General features: G+C 63.0%; 17 protein-coding genes. 5 read left to right on the top strand and 12 right to left on the bottom strand.

Features of this window, described 5'->3' with window-relative positions:
* From trpE to IWW33_RS13425, 9 genes are all read right to left on the bottom strand, one after another.
* Nucleotides 1-1,482, bottom strand: a complete 1,482-nt coding sequence (gene trpE, locus IWW33_RS13465) for an anthranilate synthase component I (protein ID WP_174142583.1) — start codon at nt 1,480-1,482, stop codon at nt 1-3.
* A gap of 67 nt (nt 1,483-1,549) precedes the next feature.
* Nucleotides 1,550-2,368, bottom strand: coding sequence for a phosphoglycolate phosphatase (locus IWW33_RS13460; protein WP_174142584.1), 819 nt, complete (start codon nt 2,366-2,368; stop codon nt 1,550-1,552).
* Complete coding sequence (gene rpe, locus IWW33_RS13455) at nt 2,365-3,039, bottom strand: ribulose-phosphate 3-epimerase (RefSeq protein ID WP_012316548.1); 675 nt, start codon at nt 3,037-3,039, stop codon at nt 2,365-2,367. Before rpe ends, IWW33_RS13460 begins: the two co-directional genes overlap by 4 nt.
* Before the next feature lie 145 nt (nt 3,040-3,184).
* Nucleotides 3,185-4,012 carry an ABC transporter permease gene (locus IWW33_RS13450; RefSeq protein WP_012316549.1) on the bottom strand — a complete coding sequence of 276 codons (828 nt, stop codon included), beginning with the start codon at nt 4,010-4,012 and terminating at the stop codon, nt 3,185-3,187.
* 11 nt (nt 4,013-4,023) lie between these two features.
* Complete coding sequence (locus tag IWW33_RS13445; protein ID WP_046787582.1) at nt 4,024-5,271, bottom strand: ABC transporter permease; 1,248 nt, start codon at nt 5,269-5,271, stop codon at nt 4,024-4,026.
* Between the two features lie 67 nt (nt 5,272-5,338).
* Nucleotides 5,339-6,373, bottom strand: coding sequence for an ABC transporter substrate-binding protein (locus IWW33_RS13440; RefSeq protein WP_115273027.1), 1,035 nt, complete (start codon nt 6,371-6,373; stop codon nt 5,339-5,341).
* A gap of 40 nt (nt 6,374-6,413) precedes the next feature.
* Nucleotides 6,414-7,538 carry an ABC transporter ATP-binding protein gene (locus IWW33_RS13435; protein ID WP_039601666.1) on the bottom strand — a complete coding sequence of 375 codons (1,125 nt, stop codon included), beginning with the start codon at nt 7,536-7,538 and terminating at the stop codon, nt 6,414-6,416.
* Between the two features lie 211 nt (nt 7,539-7,749).
* On the bottom strand, nt 7,750-8,382 hold the full coding sequence (locus tag IWW33_RS13430; RefSeq protein ID WP_174142587.1) for a response regulator transcription factor: 633 nt from the start codon (nt 8,380-8,382) through the stop codon (nt 7,750-7,752).
* A gap of 7 nt (nt 8,383-8,389) precedes the next feature.
* Nucleotides 8,390-10,777, bottom strand: coding sequence for a sensor histidine kinase (locus IWW33_RS13425; RefSeq protein ID WP_174142585.1), 2,388 nt, complete (start codon nt 10,775-10,777; stop codon nt 8,390-8,392).
* Between the two features lie 95 nt (nt 10,778-10,872).
* Here IWW33_RS13425 and IWW33_RS13420 point away from each other — a divergent pair, with 95 nt between their 5' ends.
* On the top strand, nt 10,873-11,868 hold the full coding sequence (locus tag IWW33_RS13420) for an alpha/beta hydrolase family protein (RefSeq protein WP_174142586.1): 996 nt from the start codon (nt 10,873-10,875) through the stop codon (nt 11,866-11,868).
* A 78-nt stretch (nt 11,869-11,946) separates the two neighbouring features.
* Here IWW33_RS13420 and IWW33_RS13415 read toward each other — a convergent pair whose 3' ends face one another.
* From IWW33_RS13415 to IWW33_RS13405, 3 genes are read right to left on the bottom strand one after another with little or no spacing between them, the layout of a single operon-like run.
* On the bottom strand, nt 11,947-12,711 hold the full coding sequence (locus IWW33_RS13415) for a TerB family tellurite resistance protein (RefSeq protein ID WP_046787603.1): 765 nt from the start codon (nt 12,709-12,711) through the stop codon (nt 11,947-11,949).
* 1 nt (nt 12,712) lies between these two features.
* A complete protein-coding gene (gene murU / locus IWW33_RS13410; protein ID WP_115273030.1) occupies nt 12,713-13,384 on the bottom strand; it encodes an N-acetylmuramate alpha-1-phosphate uridylyltransferase MurU in 672 nt (223 codons plus the stop codon).
* The gene (locus tag IWW33_RS13405; RefSeq protein ID WP_115273031.1) at nt 13,381-14,400 is read right to left on the bottom strand and encodes a phosphotransferase; all 1,020 of its coding nucleotides are present in this window, start codon (nt 14,398-14,400) and stop codon (nt 13,381-13,383) included. The genes murU and IWW33_RS13405 overlap by 4 nt, the downstream gene beginning before the upstream one ends.
* Before the next feature lie 130 nt (nt 14,401-14,530).
* Between IWW33_RS13405 and IWW33_RS13400 the strand changes: the two genes are divergently transcribed.
* The 4 genes from IWW33_RS13400 to rsmA are packed head-to-tail and all read left to right on the top strand — an operon-like array spanning nt 14,531 to nt 20,424.
* Entirely contained in the window at nt 14,531-17,341 is a 2,811-nt protein-coding gene (locus IWW33_RS13400) for an LPS-assembly protein LptD (RefSeq protein WP_119687865.1), read from the top strand.
* Nucleotides 17,322-18,641, top strand: coding sequence for a peptidylprolyl isomerase SurA (gene surA, locus IWW33_RS13395; RefSeq protein ID WP_046787602.1), 1,320 nt, complete (start codon nt 17,322-17,324; stop codon nt 18,639-18,641). Before IWW33_RS13400 ends, surA begins: the two co-directional genes overlap by 20 nt.
* Nucleotides 18,638-19,627 (top strand): 4-hydroxythreonine-4-phosphate dehydrogenase PdxA, encoded by a 990-nt coding sequence (gene pdxA, locus IWW33_RS13390; protein ID WP_115273033.1) that lies wholly within the window; start codon nt 18,638-18,640, stop codon nt 19,625-19,627. The genes surA and pdxA overlap by 4 nt, the downstream gene beginning before the upstream one ends.
* Nucleotides 19,624-20,424, top strand: a complete 801-nt coding sequence (gene rsmA, locus IWW33_RS13385) for a 16S rRNA (adenine(1518)-N(6)/adenine(1519)-N(6))-dimethyltransferase RsmA (protein WP_046787573.1) — start codon at nt 19,624-19,626, stop codon at nt 20,422-20,424. The genes pdxA and rsmA overlap by 4 nt, the downstream gene beginning before the upstream one ends.
* Nucleotides 20,425-20,496 lie beyond the last annotated feature (72 nt).

Genomic DNA, 20,496 nt, shown 5'->3' with positions numbered 1-20,496 from the left:
TTACTCGGCAGGACGTTGCTCAGCCAACGCCACCGCACGGAACATCGCCCGGCGCTTGTTGATGGTTTCTTCCCACTCCAGCGCCGGCACCGAGTCGGCGACAATGCCGCCACCTGCCTGCACATGCAGTTCGCCGTCCTTGATCACGGCCGTGCGAATGGCAATCGCGGTATCCATGTTGCCATTCCAGGCAAAGTAGCCCACCGCACCGCCGTAGACGCCACGCTTGACCGGCTCCAGTTCGTCGATGATCTCCATCGCGCGGATCTTCGGTGCACCCGACAAGGTACCCGCCGGCAGAATCGCCCGCAGTGCATCCATCGCGGTCAAGCCTTCGGCCAGTTGCCCGGTAACGTTGGAAACGATGTGCATGACATTGGAGTAGCGCTCGATCACCATCTTTTCGGTCAAGCGCACGCTACCGGTGGAGGACACACGGCCCACATCGTTGCGGCCCAGGTCGATGAGCATCAGGTGCTCGGCGATCTCCTTGTCGTCCGAAAGCAGGTCATCTTCCAGCGCTCGGTCGGCCTCCTCGTTGGCCCCCCTTGGACGGGTACCGGCAATCGGGCGCACGGTGACCAGATTGTCTTCCACCCGCACCAGCACTTCCGGCGAACTGCCAACAACGTGGAAGTCCCCGAAGTTGAAGAAGTACATGTATGGCGTCGGGTTGAAGCAGCGCAGCGCACGGTACAAGTCTATGGGCGCTGCCTTGAAGTCGATCGACATGCGCTGGGACGGCACCACTTGCATGCAGTCACCGGCCAGGATGTACTCCTTCACGGTGTCCACAGCGCGCTCGTAATCCTCTTGGGTGAAGGAGGAGCGGAACGCCGGCTCTGCCGCCATGGGGCCGCTCAGGTCCAGGCCGCGTCGCGGCGTGATAGGTTCGCGCAGCTTGGCCAGCAGGCCTTGCAGGCGCGCCTGGCCTTGCTCGAAAGCCTGCTCTTCGGACGGGTCGACCAGTACGATCGCATGCATCTTGCCGGCCAGGTTGTCGAACACCACCACGGCATCCGAAACCATCAGCAGGATATCCGGCACACCCAGCGGGTCAGGATTGGGGCAGGCGCCCAGACGCTTTTCCACGTAGCGAACGCAGTCATAGCCAAAGTAACCGACCAGGCCACCGTTGAAACGCGGCAGGCCGGCAATGTCAGCGACCTTGTAGCGGTCCTTGAAAGTTTCGACGAATGCCAGCGGGTCTTCGACATCATGGCTTTCGACCTGCACGCCATCGTGCAGAATGCTCACGTGATAGCCATGCACACGCATCACCGTACGCGACGGCAGGCCGATCATCGAATAACGGCCCCACTTCTCACCGCCCTGCACCGACTCGAGCAGGTACGAGTTGGCCTGGTCTGCCAGCTTCAGGTAGATAGAAAGCGGGGTATCGAAGTCGGCCAGGGTTTCACAGGCCAATGGAATGCGGTTGTAGCCGGCAGCGGCCAGGCACAGGAATTCTTCGCGGGTCATGAGTAGCCTCGGAGCAACAATGAGAGTCGGGCAAACGGACGGGCCGGCAAAGGCCGGCGGGCAGAAGTCAGGCGCGCCAACGCCAACGGGCCAGGGCCTTGATGACTTTCATCCACAATTTGCCGGTAACCACCACGGTGGGCTCTCTGTCTTGTGAGGCTTGAAGGTCCGCCAACGTTATCCCAGTGTCGGTGACTACGCAACCAGGCAGCAGCAGGCGCAGGTCGCCTATGACCAGGCTGGGCGCTTCCTCATCGATCGGCCGGCCGTGGTTATAGCCATAGCTCAGCCCAACGCACTGCACGCCGGCAGCCTTGGCCGCCAGCACATCACTGCGCGAGTCCCCCACAAACAGCGCCTGGCCGGGCTCGACGCCGGCCATTTTCATGACGAACAGCAACGCAGCAGGGTCGGGCTTCTTCTGTGGCAGGGTATCGCCGCCGATGATCCAGCGGAAATAACGGCCGATCTTCATCTGGTCGAGCAACGGTGCGACGAAGCGTTCAGGCTTGTTGGTGATCAGCGCCATCTCCACGCCCTGCTTGCGCAGCCAGCGCAAGGTGTCGTGCACACCAGGGTAGACAACCGTCAGATCATGGCTTTCGGCGTACGCCTCCATGAACAGTGCAAGGCCGCGCTCGGCCAGTTCATCGTCTACAGCCGCGTGGTCAAGGCCGCCGGCAAGTGCGCGGCGCACCAGCACCGGTGCGCCGTTGCCGACCCAGTGCCGCACGGCGTCAAGGCCGGCGGCCGGACGGCCAAGTTCGAGCAGCATACGGTCAACGGCTGCGGCCAGGTCGGGGACTGAATCGATCAGGGTACCGTCCAGATCGAACATCACCAGCCTGGGCAGCGTCCCGGGGAACAGCTGCTCGAAGCCGCTCATGGGCGGGCCTGAGCCAGTTCGGCGCGCATCTTGGCGATCACTTCCTGATAATCCGGCGCGTTGAAGATCGCCGAGCCGGCGACGAAGGTATCTGCGCCAGCGGCAGCGATTTCGCGGATGTTGTTGACGTTCACCCCACCGTCGATTTCCAGGCGAATATCACGGCCACTGGCGTCGATCAGCGCACGGGCTTCGCGCAGCTTGTCCAAGGTGCCGGGGATGAATTTCTGCCCGCCAAAGCCTGGGTTGACGCTCATCAGCAGCACCATGTCGACCTTGTCCATCACGTACTTCAGCGCGTCCAGGCTGGTGGCCGGGTTGAACACCAGGCCGGCCTTGCAGCCACCGTCACGGATCAGCTGCAGCGAGCGGTCGATGTGCTGCGAGGCTTCCGGGTGGAAGGTGATGTAGCTGGCACCGGCTTCGATGAAGTCACCGATGATGCGGTCTACAGGGCTGACCATCAGATGCACATCGATCGGCGCGGTCACACCGTACTTGCGCAAGGCGGTGCAGACCATCGGGCCAATGGTCAGGTTGGGTACGTAGTGGTTGTCCATCACGTCGAAGTGGACGATGTCGGCACCCGCGGCCAGCACCTTGTCGACATCCTCGCCCAGACGGGCGAAATCGGCGGAGAGAATGGAGGGGGCAATAGCGTAGGGCTGCATGGCGCACCTGTTGGCAGAATCTAGGTGGCGCGCATTGTAACTCAGCGAACTGGATAGGGGCTGATTGGCATCAATCCGTGTGAAGGGGTCACTGCGACGCCAGCATCGGCCTTTTCGCAGGCAGTCCTGCGAAAAGGCCGATCAATCACGCAGGCTGCTGAGTCCTCAGCTTCTCACTGCGCCCGCGCAACCACTCCAGGGTCAGCAGCAGCACCACCGAAAAACCGATCAGCAAGGTCGCCGCCGCTGCAATCGTCGGGCTCAAGTTCTCGCGAATGCCGCTGAACATCTGCCGCGGCAGGGTGGCCTGTTCTGGCCCGGCGAGGAACAGCGTCACCACCACCTCATCGAACGAGGTCGCGAAGGCGAACAGCGCCCCAGAGATCACTCCGGGGGCGATCAGCGGCAAGGTGACCCTGCGAAACGCAACCACCGGTGAGGCCCCCAGGCTGGCAGCCGCACGCACCAGGTTGTAATTGAAGCCTTGCAAGGTCGCCGACACGGTAATGATGACGAACGGCACACCCAGCACCGCGTGCACCAGGATCAGCGAAATGAAGCTGTTACCCATCCCCAACGGGGCAAAGAACAGGTAGCTGGCTACACCAATGATCACCACCGGCACCACCATCGGCGAAATCACCAGCGCCATGACCAGCGACTTGCCCGGAAAATCGGCGCGGGTAAGCCCGATCGCTGCCAGCGTACCGAACACCATGGCCAGCAGCGTGGCCGCCGGGGCGACGATGACGCTGTTCCTCAGGGCGCGCATCCACTCGGCCGAGGCGAAGAAATCGTGATACCACTGCAGGGAAAAGCCTTGCAGTGGGTACACCAGGAAGCTGCCACTGTTGAACGACAGCGGCACGATCACCAGTACCGGCAACACCAGAAACAGCAATATCAGGCCACAAAGGATACGCAGGCTGTAGAACCACACCCGTTCCACGGGCGACATGTATGGGCTAAGCATCACTAGGCTCCTCAGCTCAGGCGCAGGCGGCTGGCACCGACCAGCCAGCTATAGATCAGGTACAGCAGCACGGTCGCCAGCAGCAACAGCCCGCCCAGCGCGGTAGCCATGCCCCAGTTGATGCTGGTGTTGGTATAGAAGGCCACGAAGTAGCTGACCATCTGGTCGTTCGGGCTGCCGAGCAGCGCCGGGGTGATGTAGTAACCGATGGCCAGGATGAACACCAGCAGGCAACCGGCGCCCACGCCCGCGTAGGTCTGCGGGAAGTACACCCGCCAGAAGCTGGCGAACGGGTGGCAACCCAAGGAGATCGCTGCACGCATGTAGCTCGGCGAAATGCCCTTCATCACGCTGTATAGCGGCAGGATCATGAACGGCAAGAGGATGTGGACCATCGAGATGTACACGCCGGTGCGGTTGAACACCAGCTCCAGCGGCTGATCGATGATGCCCATGGCCATCAATGCACTGTTGATCAGGCCGCCTGACTGCAGCAGTACGATCCACGCTGCCACCCGCACCAGAATCGACGTCCAGAACGGCAGCAACACCAATATCATCAACAGGTTGCCCTGGCGGGTCGGCAGGTTGGCCAGCAGGTAAGCCAGCGGATACGCCAGCACCAGGCAGATGGCCGTGATCACCACACCCATCCACAGGGTGCGGGCAAAGATGTCCAGGTAGATGGACTGGTCGGGGGTGGCCTTGGCCAACTCGCCGAGGTCATCGATACGGTGGTCGACCGATGCCAGCAGGTAATAAGAAGTCACGCTGCTGGTGTTGCGGCGGATCGCCTGCCAGTAAGCCGGGTCGCCCCAACGTTCATCGAGGGCCTGCAAGGCCTCTTTGTAAGAGGCAGGTTCGGCCTTGAACGGCAGCGCCCTAGCGGTCTTGGAGAGCAGGCTGCGGTAGCCGGCCAGCTCCATGTTCAGGCGTTTGGACAGGTCGCCCAAGGTCTGGTTCTTGCGCGATTCGGCCAGGTCCTGGCTCAGGGCCTTGTAAACCTCCTCGCCGGGCAGGCTCTTGCCGTCCCACTGCGACACAGCCTGGACCGTGCGCGGCAGGCCGCCGACCACTTCCGGGTTGTCGACGCTCTTGAACAGCAGCGCCGCGATGGGCACCAGGAACACCAGCAGGAGAAACAGCGCCAGCGGCGCGATGAGCGCCTGCGCCTTCCAGCGGTTGACCCGCTCGGCGTGCTTGAGGCGCTGCTTGAGACTTGGACCTGCGCCTTCGTTGAGGGGCACTGCAATGGCCATGGCGAACTCCGCAAAAACAGGGGAACAGGGAGCGCCAGCCAACGGGCCGGCGCTCCTTCGAGGCGCCTTACTTCTTCGCCGCCCAGGCGTTGAAGCGTTGCTCCAGTTGCTCGCTGTTGTCGGCCCAGAAGGCCACATCGATCTGCACCTGGTTGGCGATGTTTTCAGGCGTGGTCGGCATGTCCTTCTTCACCGCGTCCGCCAGCAGCGGCACGGCTTTGGAGTTGGCCGGGCCGTAGGCGATGTTCTCGGAGTAGGTCTTCTGCTGCTCGGGCTGAACGGTATAAGCGATGAATTGCTTCGCTTCCTCGACATTCTTGGCCCCTTTCGGGATGGCCCAAGCGTCGAAGTCGTAGATGCCACCGTTCCACACCACCTTGAGGTTGCTCTCTTTCTGCACCGCAGCAATGCGCCCGTTGTAGGCCGAGCTCATGACCACATCACCCGAGGCCAGGTACTGCGGCGGCTGGGCGCCCGCTTCCCACCACTGGATGCTCGGCTTAAGTTCGTCGAGTTTCTTGAAGGCGCGGTCCACGCCGCCCTTGGTGGCCAGCACCTGGTACACATCCTTGGGCGCAACGCCGTCGGCCATCAGGGCGAACTCGAGCGTGTACTTCGCGCCCTTGCGCAGGCCGCGCTTGCCCGGGAATTTCTTCGTGTCCCAGAAATCGGCCCAGCTGGTCGGGGCTGTCTTGAGCTTGTCAGCGTTGTAGGCCAGCACCGTGGACCAAACGAAGAAGCCCACGCCGCACGGCTGGATGGCGCCCTTCACATAATCGCTTTCGTTGCCGAACAGAGCCGGGTCGAGCTCCTCGAACATGCCTTCATCGCAACCACGGGCCAGTTCTGGCGACTCCACCTCCACCAGGTTCCAGGACACGCTGTTGGTGTCGACCATGGCTTTGATCTTGGCCATTTCACCGTTGTACTCGCCAGCGACGATCTTGCCCTTGCCGGCCTTCTCCCATGGCTCGTAGAACGCCTTGACCTGGGCCGCCTTGTTGGCGCCGCCGAAGGACACTACGGTCAGGTCTGCCGCCATGGCCTGGCCGGCGGCGAACAGGCCAAGGGCCAGGGCGGTCAGTTTCAGCTGCTTGCGCATTATTATTCTCTCCACAGTACAGGGTTGGTGAAGCAATCCATCAGTGGGCTTCGGCAATCGGATCGAGCGCGCGCGCGTGCTCCACCTCCCAGCCCAGCGGTACCACATCGCCCACGGCCAAGGCCGGGTCGAGCTCGGCAATCGGCTGTTTCACGAAAAAGTCAGCCTTGCCACAGACTTCCAGACGTACCCGTACATGGTCGCCCAGGTAGATGAACTCGGCCACGCGGCCGGAGAAGCGATTGACGCAGCTTTGGCTGTGGCCATTGAGGCGCACGCGCTCCGGGCGTACCGACAGGGTCACCGGCTCCCCAGCCTGGCCGACGTTCACCGCCAGCGCCTCGACCCGCTCGCCGCGGGCCAGCTGCACCTGGCAACGATGACCGTCACTGGCCAGCAGCGTGCCGTTGATGCGGTTGTTCTCGCCGATGAAGTTGGCGACGAAGGTGTTGCGCGGCTCCTCATAAAGAGTGCGCGGGTCGGCGATCTGCTGGATCTCGCCCTCATGGAACACGGCCACACGGTCGGACATGGTCAACGCCTCGCCCTGGTCGTGGGTTACGTAGACCACGGTTACACCCAGGCGCTGGTGGATATGCTTGATCTCCATCTGCATGTGTTCACGCAGCTGCTTGTCCAGCGCGCCGAGCGGCTCGTCCATCAGCACCAGCTGCGGCTCGAACACCAACGCCCTGGCCAAGGCCACGCGCTGCTGCTGGCCACCGGAAAGCTGGCCAGGGTAGCGTTTGGCGAAGGCATCGAGCTGCACCATGTTCAGTACCCGCTTGACCCGCTCACTGATGTCGGTCTTGCTCAGGTTGCGCACGCTCAGCGGAAAAGCGAGGTTTTCCGCCACGGTCATGTGGGGGAACAGTGCGTAGTTCTGGAACACCATGCCAATGTCACGTTTGTGCGGCGGCACGTTATTGATGGAGCGCCCGGCCAACTGGATTTCACCGGCGGTCGGGGTCTCGAAACCCGCCAGCATCATCAGGCTGGTGGTCTTGCCCGAGCCGGAAGGGCCGAGCAAGGTGAGGAATTCACCCTTGCGAATGTCCAGGTTGAGGTCTTTGACGATCAGCGATTCGCCGTCGTAGCTCTTCTGCACACCACGGAAACTGACCAGCGTCTCACCGGTGGTCGCGTTCGAATTCGCCTCGCTCATGCCTGCACCTTCTTGTTGGAATGACTGCGTAGGCAAAGACTAAAGAAGACGCAAGCGCCCGGAAATCGGGGGCGCTGAGAGAATGCCATCATCCGGTTGGAAGAGTTTGTGTAGGGATTGCCCTACACCGATGGCGGGATTGGAATGCAAGTCTCAGCCAGCCAGCGGGAAAGCGGTGCCTGGCAGATAACCTATGTCGCAAACAGAACGGTCATACCAGCTTGTGCTCCATGGCGTACTTCACCAGTTCAGCCAGCGAGTTGACCTTGAGTTTCTGCATCAGCCTCGCCTTGTGGGTGCTGATGGTCTTGCTGGAGAGCGCCAGCTGCTGAGCGATATCGTTGACGTTGGCACCTTGAGCCAAGCGTTCGAACACCGAGAACTCGCGCTCCGACAGCAGAGTGTGCAGCGGCCGAGTTTCGGTCAGGCCAACCTCGAAGACCATGCGGTCGGCCAACGCCGGATCGATGTAGCGCCCGCCGCCGGCCACCCGCCGGATTGCGGTCAGCAGCAAGGCAGGGTCACTGTCCTTGGTGGCATAGCCGGCAGCGCCGGCCTTGAGCGCGCGCGCGGCCATCTGCGCTTCGTCGTGCATCGACAGCATCAGGATCGCCGGCGGGTTGTGCAGCGCGCGGATCCGCGCAATCGCCTCCAACCCACTGACACCGGGCATCGAGATATCCAGCAACACCACTTCGCAGGCGGTGTGGCGCAGGGTTTCCAGCAGCTGTTCACCATTACCGGCCTCCCCCACCACCTGCATGTCCTTGGCCAGGCCGATCAACTGCTTGATACCTTCGCGGACAATGGTGTGGTCTTCGGCCACCAGCACTCGAATCACGATCGTTCTCCTAATCCAACGCTATGGTCACGCTCAGGCTGGTGCCTTCACCTGGCTCGCTATTCAACACCATGCTGCCACCGAGCATCAGTACCCGCTCACGCACCCCCACCAGGCCGAAAGAGGTCGGCCGTGGCTGGTCCAGGCAGAACCCGCTACCGTCATCACTGACCGTCATACGCAGTTTTTCGCCCTCGCGCACCAGCTCTACCTCGACACTGTGCGCTTTTGCATGGCGCATGACGTTGGTCAGAGCCTCCTGCAGGATACGGAACAAGCCGATAGCTTTTGCATCGCTCAATGCTGGCAGATTATCCGGTACCTGCACCAGGCAGGGGATCTGCGTGCGCGCTTCGAAGCGCCGTGCCTGCCATTCGATGGCCGAGGCGATACCGGCGTCCAGGATCGGCGGGCGCAACGCCGTTGCCACATCGCGCACCAGCTGGAACAGCTGAGCGATCAGGCGCTTCATGCTGGCCAGGCGCTCGTTCAGCGCAGGGTCAAGCTCGGCAAAAGCCAATTCGCACATCGACACTTCAAGCTTGAGCACGGTCAGCATCTGCCCCAGTTCATCGTGCACTTCGCGGGCGATACGGGCCTTTTCTTCCTCGCGCACGCTCTCCAGGTGTGCCGACAGTTCACGCAGTTGCTCCTGGGACCTCGCAAGCGCCAGCTCCGCGCGCTTGCTCTGGGTAATGTCCCAGACAATACCGTCCCAGACCACCCGGCCGTTGGCCAGGCGGCGGGTACTGGCCTTGATGTCGGCCCACCGCTGCTCACCTTCACGGGTGAGGATTCGCCCTTGCCAGGACCAGTCCTGATCGCTGGCAATGGCCAAGTCCTGCACCTGGTGGTAGTCAGCACGATCTTGCGGGTGGACCAGATTGCGCAAGCCCATCTGCGGGTGCTGGATCTGCGCGGGCGTATAACCCACCAACGCCTCACTGCCCTCGCTGATGTAGGGGAACTCCGGGTCCCCCTCCGCTGGTGCGGGCTCCAAACGGAACACCAGCCCCGGCACATTGCCAGCAATACCCTTGAGCCGCGCCTCGCTTTCACGCAGCGCCGCCAGGGCGCGGTGGCGTTCGGTGACATCGGCAAGGTACACCACCAGGTACTCGGCATCGCGAAAGCGCAGGAAGCTCAACGACAACTCAACAGGCAACAGACTGCCGTCGGCGCACAGGCATTGGGTTTCGAACTGCCGAGCCCCGGCCTCCCCGGCTCGCGCGGCCCGCCACAACTGCAGCCAGCGGTCCATGCTCAGGTTCGGCTCGAAGTCGCTCAGCGGACGCTCCAGCAACGCCGCCTCGGCATAACCCAGCATGCGCCCCACCGCGTGGTTGGCGTAACGCACGTGGCTGTCCCAGTTGACCCAGAGGATGCCCACCGTACTCTGGTCGATGGCGAACTGGCTCAGGCGCAGTGCCTCCTCGCGCACCTGCCGCTCAGCCAGGTGCTCCCGCGCCGCCAGCAGGCTACGCTCGAGCTGGCGCTGCTGGCGGCGCTGCCACACCAGGGTGGCCCCGGCACACAGCAGCAACATGCCGAACAGCAAAGCAAGGTTTTGCCAGAAACCGGTGGACTCGCTCAGACGCGGGTATTTGGGCTGCAACCAACGCTGATGCAGTTGCTCCAGCTCTTTGGCGGGCATGGCCTGCAGGCCCCGTTCAAGCACATCGGCCAGCAACGGCCAGTCACGCCGCGAACCCACGCGCAATAATTGCGGCAGGCCGATATCGCCGAGCACTGCCAGGTCACCGAACTCGCTTTCACGGGACAACCGGCTGAGCTGGGCTTCATCCAGCACCGCGTAGCTGGCCTGGCCCCCTACCACCAGTTGCAAGGCCTGGCGCTCGTTGGGCACACCTTGCAGGTTGAGATTGGCGTAATTGCCCCGCAGGTAATCGGCCAGCACGCTGGGCATGCGTACCGCCACACGCTCGTTGGCTTCAAGCTTTTCCAGCTCGACGGCCAACGCACCGGTCCGCGGCCCCACCACAAGTTGCGGCACACGCATATAGGGGTCGCTGAACAACCACAGACGCAAGCTGGCCGGTGTTTGTGTAAGGCCCGGGGCAAAGTCGATTTCACCCGCCTGCAGGGCGTGTTCGAGGCTGGCCTGGTCAGTGAAGTTACGCCAGGTGAGGTCCAGCTTGAGCGCCTGCGCCAGCCAGTTCACCAGCTCGACATTGGCCCCGTAGAGTTGCTGCAGACGGCGGTCGAATTGGGCATAGGGCGCCTGCAGCACCAGGCCGACCCGCAGGCTGCGATGGGTGTCCAGCCATTGCTGCTGGGCAGGTTCGAGTACCACCGCAGGTGCTGCCTCAGGCCTTGCCAAGGCAATCAAGGGTAGCCACAAGCAGCCGATAACCAACAGGCGACGCAATCGCTTCATCTACACGCTCGTCTTGGCAAGGGCGGCCATGCAGCATGGCCGTCGCGGGCAAATACTATTAGGCTGCCGGTATCATTCTGGCCTTGGGTTGATTCATGTTCACACTTTATCGCACGACGCTGGCAATGTGCTGCCTTGCCTCGCTCCTACCACTTGGTGCCCTGGCCGCCGACGCCGAAAAACCAGCAACCGAAGAGGCTGCCGCCGCACCTGCGCCACGCCCACCGCTGCTGGAGCGTAGCCAGGAAGATGCGCAGGCCCTTGAACGCCTGTTGCCCAAAGCCGAGCAGCAAACGCTGGAAGCCGGGTCCGACAGCTTCCTGGCCCTGTGGAAACCAGCCAACGACAGCGACCCGCAAGGCACGGTGATCATCGTCCCTGGCGCCGGAGAAACCGCCGACTGGCCCAATGCGGTCGGCCCATTGCGACGCAAGTTCCCTGACGCCGGCTGGAACAGCCTCAGCATGAGCCTGCCCGACCTGCTCGCCGATAGCCCACAGGCACGGGTCCAGGCCACGCCAGCTGCCGCACCGCAGCCAGACCAGGGCGAGAGCGCACCGGCAAAGGAAACCCCCGTCGATGCCAACGCCAACGTGGCCCAGGCTACTGCGGCGGATGCCGACACGGCAGAAAGCACCGATGCCGAACAGGCCAGCGAACAGAACGATCAGGCTGATGCCGAACGCATCTTCGCGCGCCTGGATGCTGCGGTGGCGTACGCTCAGCAACAGAACTCACGCAGCATCGTGCTGATCGGCCATGGCAGCGGCGCCTACTGGGCAGCCCGCTACCTGGGCGAAAAGCAACCACCGCAGGTACAGAAGCTGGTGATGATCGCCGCGCAGACCCCGGCAAGGGTCGAGCACGACCTGGAAAGCCTGACACCTACCCTCAAAGTGCCGACTGCCGATATCTACTACGCAACCCGCACCGGCGACCGCAATGCCGCCATGCAACGCCTGCAGGCCAGCAAGCGCCAGAAAGACAGCCAGTACAAGCAGCTTTCGCTGATTGCGATGCCGGGGAACAAGAGCGCGGAACAGGAACAGTTGTTCCGCCGGGCCAGGGGGTGGATGAGCCCGCAGGAATGAAGTGACGGGCCAGCTCCGGCCGTTGCACCAGCAGGCTGGCTGCCACAGGTACAGCGCCGCTTGCCGGTGACAGGGGCCTTAGAGCCCCCGCCGTTTACGGATCAACGCATAAGCCTGGTGCAGCTCTCGAGTGCGTTCGGTCGCCTCCCTGAGCTGCGCTTCACTGGCACCGCTCCCGGCCAGCTTGTCCGGATGGTGCCGGCTGACCAGCCGGCGATAGGCCTGCTTGACCCGGTCGCCTTCCGTATCGGCATCTATCCCCAGCAAGCGCAGCGCAGCCGCATAGGTCATGACGCTACTGGCCGTGCTCATTTTGCGTGGCTCATATTCCAGCGACATGGCCTGCACCTGGCGCCGGCTGAGCCCCAGCTTCTGCCCCCAGTCCAGCAGCAGTTCCCGCTCATGATCCCCGGCCTTGCCGTCAGCCCAGGCCATACGCCAACACGCCCGCAACGTGCCCTCGGCCGCATGTGGCTGCAAGCGAATGCGACGCAGGTGGTGGGCCAAGCGGTCCTTGCCCGCCTTGCCGCGGTTGAAGGCGGCAATCGCGCGCATCCTGGCGGCCTCGGCCAGGCCCAGCCGGACCATCTCCTGGCGCGCCTGCTGAATATGCTGTTCACCCACTCGCCCATCGCTTTTGGCCAGCCGCCCAAGCAGGACGAACAACAACTCCTCGTCACGCAGGGCCGGCCGGCCTCCCAACCGTTCGCGCATGTCTTCCCAGCCCTGCACACGCAGGCGCCGATCCATGGCTTGGCCAAGCAATGCCCCCAGCAGCGCGCCAGGGATGCTGGCGACAGCGAAACCCGCGCCTAGCCCGATTACCGTGCCTGGCCACCACATCTCAGGCACGCTCGCGTATAAGGCGCTCGGCCTCGGCCAGGCGCTCCTGGGTACCGACATCGACCCAGGCGCCACGGTAGTGCTCGCCGGTCACCTTGCCTGCCGACATGGCTTGGCGCAGAAGTGGCGCCAGTTTGAAGGCCCCCGCCTGGCAACCTGCGAACAAGGCTGGATGCAGCACTGAAAGGCCGCTGAAGGTCAGGGTGCCAGGGGTCTCGTCACCGTCCACCACCTGCCCACCTTGCAGGCGGAAGTCGCCCCGCCCGTGATGGCCAGGGTTATCGACCAGCACCAGATGCGCCAGGCCCTGCAGCGGTGCACGCAAGCGCGCGAACGGGTAATCGGTCCAGACATCGCCATTGACCAGCAGGAACGGGGCGTCGCCCAGCAAAGGCAATGCCTGGAATATGCCGCCCCCCGTCTCCAGCGGCTCGCCCTCAGGGGAGTAGCGAATGCTCAGGCCGAAGCGGCTGCCATCGCCGAGGTGATCTTCGATCTGCTGGCCAAGCCAGGCGTGGTTGATCACCACGTCGGTAAAACCGGCTGTCGCCAGCGCACGCAGGTGGTATTCGATCAACGGCTGGCCGGCCACGGGCAGCAACGGCTTTGGCGTGTGCAGGGTCAGCGGGCGCATGCGCTCGCCCTTGCCTGCGGCGAGAATCATCGCTTTCATCCACGCGCTCCGGCCTTGAGTTCGGCGATCAACTGGCCGAGCTCGGCCAGTTCAGGGCGACGGCCGACCACTTCGTCTATATAGGCGAAGAAACGCGGCACATCAGCCAGGTAGCGCGGCTTGCCGTCACGGTGGCAGATACGCGCGAAGATGCCGATCACCTTCAGATGGCGCTGCACACCCATCAGGTCGCTGGCGCGCTGGAAATCTTCGAACGACGGCTGAACCGGGATCCCGGCGGCTTGCGCTTTGTCCCAGTAGTTGCGCAACCAGCCTTCGACTCGCGCTTGTGGCCAACTGAGGAAAGCGTCCTTGAACAGGCAGGTAATATCATAGGTGACCGGACCGTACACCGCGTCCTGGAAGTCGAGCACGCCCGGGTTCGGTTCGCTCTGCATCAGGTTGCGCGGCATGTAGTCGCGGTGCACCAGCACCTTGGGTTGGGCAAGGGCACTGTCGATCAGCAACTGGCTGATGCGCTGCCAACTGGCCTGCTGCGCCTCGTTGAAGGCCAGGCCGAGCTCACGCCCGACATACCACTCGGGGAACAGCTCGACCTCACGGCGCAGCAAGGCGTCGTCATAGCTCGGCAACGGCGCTTCCATCGGCAGGCGCTGGAACGCCAGCAGGGCGTCGATCGCGTCGGCAAACAATGCATCGGCGTTATCCGGGTTAATGATGTCGAGGTATGTCTGATGGCCCAGATCCCCCAGCAACAGGAAACCACGGTCCAGATCTTGGGCATGAATCACCGGTACATGCACGCCCGCACTGGCCAGCAGATGGTCGATGGCAACGAACGGGCGGCAGTTTTCCTGTGGCGGCGGCGCATCCATGATCACAAAACTGTGGCCTGCGCCCTGCCAGCGGAAGTAACGGCGAAAGCTCGCATCGCTGCTGGCGGCGGTCAGGCTGCCTTCGGGCACCTCGCCCCAGGCGTTGTTGCGGAAAAGAACATTGAGCTGCTCGGCGAGCCAGACAGTCAGTTGTTGCAGGCGTACATCGTGGTCAGGCATTACAAGGGTCTCCGACGGCCCTAGCCGTCAAGCGGGTCATGCTTTATTATCCAGCATCTTTTTCAGACCATCGAGAGGCGTGCGGCCCCACACGCGGGCAGATGGCACGCAGGAAGCCCGGACTAATAAGATGGCATTGAAATCCCCCGCGTTTCGTAGAAAGTTTCCGTTGCTGGTCACCGGCGGTCTGCTGGCCCTGCAACCTTTTGCCACCTCGTACGTGGTAGCAGCCGAGCAGTTCGACTGCCAAGTGTCCGCCTCCGGTGGTTGGGACTGCAAGCCCAAGAGCCCAGTCAACAACTTGCCACCGCGCCCAGTGCATGACGGCGCTGCGCTCACTTCCGGCACCGAGGCCCCATCGGCCGAGGCCGAAAGTGCTGACAAGCCGGTGCTGGTCACCGAGAGCAAAGGCCGTGGCCTGAAGTCGCGCAGCGAGGATTACAGCCATCTCGATTGGGTCCCGCGCGAAAAGCTCACCGCTGCCCAGCTGGCCGAAACCGGCCCGTACTGCGGTGGCGCGTACATCGAGCCGACTCGCCCAGGCATGGCCGACACCACGCCCAAGGACGAATCGCCGACCTACATCAACGCCAAGGTCTCCAAGTACCAGCAGGAGCAGCAGATCGCTACCCTCGCCGGTGACGTGGTCATGCGCCAAGGCAGCATGCAGGCCGAAGCCGATGAGGCCAACCTGTACCAGGCCGAGAACCGTGGCGAGCTCAAGGGCAACGTCAGGATTCGCGACAACGGCTCGCTGGTCGTGGGCGACGAGGCGCAGATCCAGCTCGACACGGGCGAAGCCCAGGTCGACAACGCCGAATACGTGATGCACAAGTCGCACATCCGCGGCAACGCCCTGTACGCCAAGCGTAGCGAGAACGCCATCATCCGCCTCAAGGATGGTACCTACACCACGTGCGAACCGGGCAGCAACGCCTGGCAGCTCAAGGGCAACAACATCACCCTGAACCCGGCCACCGGCTTCGGTACCGCGACCAACGTCACCCTGCGGGTCAAGGATTTCCCGGTGTTCTACACACCGTACATCTATTTCCCGATCGACGACCGTCGCCAATCCGGCTTCCTGCCACCGTCGTTCAGCAGCACCAGCGACACCGGCTTCATGCTGGTCACGCCGTACTACTTCAACCTGGCGCCCAACTACGACGCCACGTTGTACCCGCGTTACATGACCAAGCGTGGCTTGCTGATGGAAGGCGAATTCCGCTACCTGACCAAGTCCAGCGAAGGCCAGCTCGGCGGCGCGTACCTGAACGACAAGAACGACGATCGCAAAGAGCAGACTGATTACGAAGATCAGCGCTGGATGGTCAACTGGCAGCACAAAGGTGGCCTGGACGAGCGCCTGTTGGCCGAGGTGGACTACACCGACATCAGCGACCCGTTCTACTTCCAGGACCTGGAGTCTGACCAGATCGGCGTCGAGAGCAAAGATGCGCTGAACCAGCAAGGCGCACTGACCTATCGCGGCGACAGCTACCAGGCTCGCCTGAACTTGCAGGCCTACGAGATGGCCACCATCTCGAAGATCACCCCATATAACAAGCTGCCTCAAATCACCCTGAACGGCATGCTGCCGTACCACCCGGGTGGCTTCGACTTCAGCTACAAGACCGAAGCCGTGCGCTTTGATCGCGACCTGAAGAACGGCCCCGTCTTCAACGAAGATGGCCAGCTGGACACTACTGCCGGTGCCAACGGCCAGCGTCTTGACGAGAACATCTTCGGCCTGGCAAGGGCCAACGGTAACCGCCTGAACATCGCGCCGGCCATCAGCCTGCCGATGGAGGCCAGCTACGGCTACGTGAAGCCGAAGCTGACCTACATGTACACCAACTACGATCTGGACCTGGACAGCGAAGGCAAATCTGACCTGGCCAGTGCCTCGCAAGCCACACGCGACCTGCGCGGTGACTTCTCGAGCAGCCAGAGCCGCGACATCCCGATTTTCAGCGTAGACAGCGGCCTGTACTTCGACCGCGACACCTCGCTGTTCGGCACCAACTACCGTCAAACCCTCGAACCGCGCCTGTTCTATCTCTACGTCCCGTACAAAGACCAGATGGACATCCCGCTGTTCGACACGGGTGAAACGCTGTTCAGTTACGACTCCCTGTTCCGTGAAAACCGCTTCAGCGGCACCGACCGCATCGGTGACGAGAACAAGCTGTCGCTGGGGCTGACCACGCGGTGGATCGAAGAAAACGGCTTCGAGCGCCAGTTCCTGAGCGTTGGCCAGGCTTACTACTTCAAGGATCGCAAGGTCCAGCTGCCAGGCATCGACTATCGCACCCGCACCGACTCGCAGGCAGATGTGTCGCCTTACGCCCTGCTGTACGGCTACCGCTTCAACCGCGACTGGCGCTTCAACGCCAACTACAACTGGGACCCGGAAACCAGCAGCCCACGCTCGGGTGCCGCGATGTTCCATTACCAGCCGGAAGACAACCCGAACAAGGTCGTCAACCTGGGCTATCGCTACCGCAACGACACCATCGCCTACGATTCCACCACCGGTACCTGGAAAGTGGGCGGCGGCGACTATGGCACGCCGGGCAGCGCGAACTACATCAAGGATTACTACAAGATCCAGCAGCACGACTTCTCGGTCATCTGGCCGATCGTGCCGCAATGGAGCGTGATCGCCCGCTGGCAGCACGATTACAACCGCAACCGCACCCTGGAAGCCATGGGCGGTTTCGAGTATGACAACTGCTGCTGGAAACTGCGTCTGATCAACCGCTACTGGATCGACTACGACGACTTCAGCCAGGCTACCCCACAGAACGAGAAAGGCGACCACGGCATCTTCCTTCAGATCGTGCTCAAAGGTCTCGGTGGTGTGGTAGGCAACAAGGTCGAATCGTTCCTCGACGAAGGCATTCAAGGTTACCGTACACGTGAAGACCAAGCTTATTGATCGTCTGCGCCCAGTGTTGCTGGGCGCTGTATTGCTGAGTGGCGCGGTGCATGCCGCGGTGCAACCCCTGGATCGTGTGGTGGCCATCGTCGACAACGACGTGGTCATGCAAAGCCAACTGGACCAGCGCGTCCAGGAGGTTCAGCAAACCATCGCCAAGCGCGGCGGCGGCGTACCGCCGACCAGCGCGCTGGAGCAGCAGGTACTGGAACGCCTGATCGTCGAGAACCTGCAGCTGCAGATCGGTGAACGTTCGGGCATCCGCATCACCGACGAGGAACTCAACCAGGCCATCGGCACCATTGCCCAGCGCAATGGCATGTCGCTGGACCAGTTCCGCGCCGCGCTGGCCCGCGACGGCCTGTCGTTCGACGACGCCCGCGAGCAGGTCAAACGCGAGATGATCATCAGCCGCGTGCGCCAGCGCCGTGTGGCCGAGCGCATCCAGGTTTCCGAGCAGGAAGTGAAAAACTTCCTCGCCTCGGACCTGGGCAAGATGCAGATGTCCGAAGACTACCGTCTGGCCAACATCCTCATCCCAACCCCGGAAGGCGCCAACTCGGACGACATCCAGAAGGCTGCGCGCAAGGTCGGTGACGTGTACCAGCAACTGCGCCAGGGCGCTGACTTTGGCCAGATGGCGATTGCCAACTCGGCCAGCGAGAACGCCCTTGAAGGTGGCGAGATGGGCTGGCGTAAAGCTGGCCAGTTGCCGCCGGAATTTGCCAAGCTGCTCAGCAGCATGGCCACGGGCGACATCACCCAGCCACTGCGCATCCCTAGCGGCTTCATCATCATCAAGCTCGAAGAGAAGCGCGGCGGCAGCGAAAACGTGCTGCGTGACGAAGTGCATGTACGCCACATCCTGATCAAGCCAAGCGAAATCCGCAGCGAAGCCGCCACCGAGCAGCTGGCTGAGCGCCTGTACGAACGGATCAAGGACGGCGAAGACTTCGCCGAGCTGGCGAAAAGCTTCTCGGAAGACCCGGGTTCAGCGCTTAACGGCGGTGACCTCAACTGGGTCGATCCGAACAGCCTGGTACCGGAGTTCCGCGAGCAGATGGCCAACGCCCAGCAGGGTGTCGTGACCAAACCGTTCAAGACCCAGTACGGCTGGCATGTCCTGGAAGTGCTGGGCCGTCGTGCCACCGACAGCACCGAACAGGCACGCGAGCAGCAGGCAATGAACGTACTGCGTAACCGCAAGTACGACGAAGAGCTGCAGACCTGGCTGCGCCAGATCCGCGACGAAGCCTACGTTGAAATCAAGCTGCCTGGCGCTGACCAGGCCGCACAGTGAAGCCCCTGCGCTTCGCCATCACTCCCGGCGAACCGGCTGGCATAGGCCCCGACCTGTGCCTGCTGCTCGCCGCCGAGCCCCAGCCTCACCCCCTGATCGCCATCACCAGCCGTGACCTGCTCGCCGAGCGGGCCACGCAGCTGGGGCTGGCCGTCAACCTGCTTGCGGTAGCGCCGGGCCAGTGGCCTGACCAGCCGGCGCCGGCAGGTAGCCTCTACGTCTGGGATACTCCCCTGGCCGCCCCCGTGGTGCCGGGCATGCTGGACAAGGCCAACGCGGCTTTTGTCCTGCAGACCCTGACGCGGGCCGGGCAAGGCTGCCTTGAGGGGCATTTCGCAGGGATGATCACGGCCCCTGTGCACAAGGGTGTGATCAACGAAAGCGGCATCGCCTTTTCCGGCCATACCGAATTCCTGGCAGAGCTGACCCACACCGCCCAGGTCGTGATGATGCTGGCGACCCATGGCCTGCGCGTGGCGCTGGTAACCACGCACCTGCCACTGCGCGACATCGCGGACGCTATCACCCCTGAGCGCCTGGAGCGGGTTACCCGCATCCTGCATGCCGACATGCGCGACAAGTTCGGCATCGCCAACCCACGCATCCTGGTCTGCGGGCTCAACCCGCATGCCGGCGAAGGCGGCCACCTGGGCCGCGAAGAAATCGACATCATCGAACCGGCACTGGCCCGCCTGCGCACCGAAGGCATGGACCTGCGCGGCCCGCTGCCGGCCGATACCCTGTTTACCCCCAAATATCTGGAGCACTGCGACGCGGTGCTGGCGATGTACCACGACCAAGGCCTGCCTGTACTCAAGTACAAAGGTTTCGGCGCTGCAGTCAACGTGACCCTGGGCCTGCCGATCATCCGCACGTCGGTCGATCACGGCACCGCCCTGGACCTTGCCGGTACCGGCAACGTCGACACCGGCAGCCTGCGCGTCGCCCTGGAAACCGCCTACCAGATGGCCGAGAACCGACCATGAACGAGCATTATCAACACCGGGCGCGTAAGCGCTTCGGTCAGAACTTCCTGCATGACGCTGGCATCATCGACCGCATCCTGCGCGCCATCAATGCCAAAGCCGGCGAACACCTGCTGGAGATCGGCCCGGGCCAGGGCGCCCTGACCGAGGGCCTGCTGGGCAGCGGCGCGCAGCTGGACGTCGTGGAGCTGGACAAAGACCTGGTGCCGATCCTGCAGCACAAGTTTGCCGGGCGCGACAACTTCCGCCTGCACCAGGGCGATGCCCTGAAGTTCGATTTCAACCAGCTGGGCGTGCCGGCACGCAGCCTCAAAGTCGTAGGTAACCTGCCCTACAACATCTCCACGCCGTTGATTTTCCACCTGCTCAGCCACGCCGGGCTGATTCGCGACATGCACTTCATGCTGCAGAAGGAAGTGGTCGAGCGTATGGCCGCAGGGCCTGGCGGCGGTGACTGGGGCCGGCTGTCGATCATGGTGCAGTACCACTGCCGGGTCGAGCACCTGTTCAACGTAGGCCCAGGTGCGTTCAACCCGCCGCCGAAGGTGGACTCGGCCATCGTACGCCTGGTACCGCATGAGGTGCTGCCGCACCCGGCCAAGGACCACCTGCTGCTGGAACGCGTCGTGCGCGAAGCCTTCAACCAGCGCCGCAAGACGCTGCGCAATACCCTCAAAGGCCTGCTCGACAGCCAGGCCATCGAGGCCGCTGGCGTGGATGGCAGCCTGCGCCCCGAGCAGCTGGACCTGGCCGCATTCGTACGCCTGGCAGACCAGCTGGCAGACCAGCAAGCCTGACAGCGCTGGCACCGGCGTCTTCGCGGGCAACCTGCGAAGACGCTGCCACAGCCCAAGACTTTAAAGCCCCCT

This window comes from Pseudomonas sp. M2, from assembly GCF_015751845.1.
In the GTDB taxonomy this organism is placed as follows: Bacteria; Pseudomonadota; Gammaproteobacteria; order Pseudomonadales; family Pseudomonadaceae; genus Aquipseudomonas; species Aquipseudomonas putida_E.
Note: the sequence above shows the minus strand (reverse complement) of the source record. Positions and strands in the feature narration are given on the sequence as shown.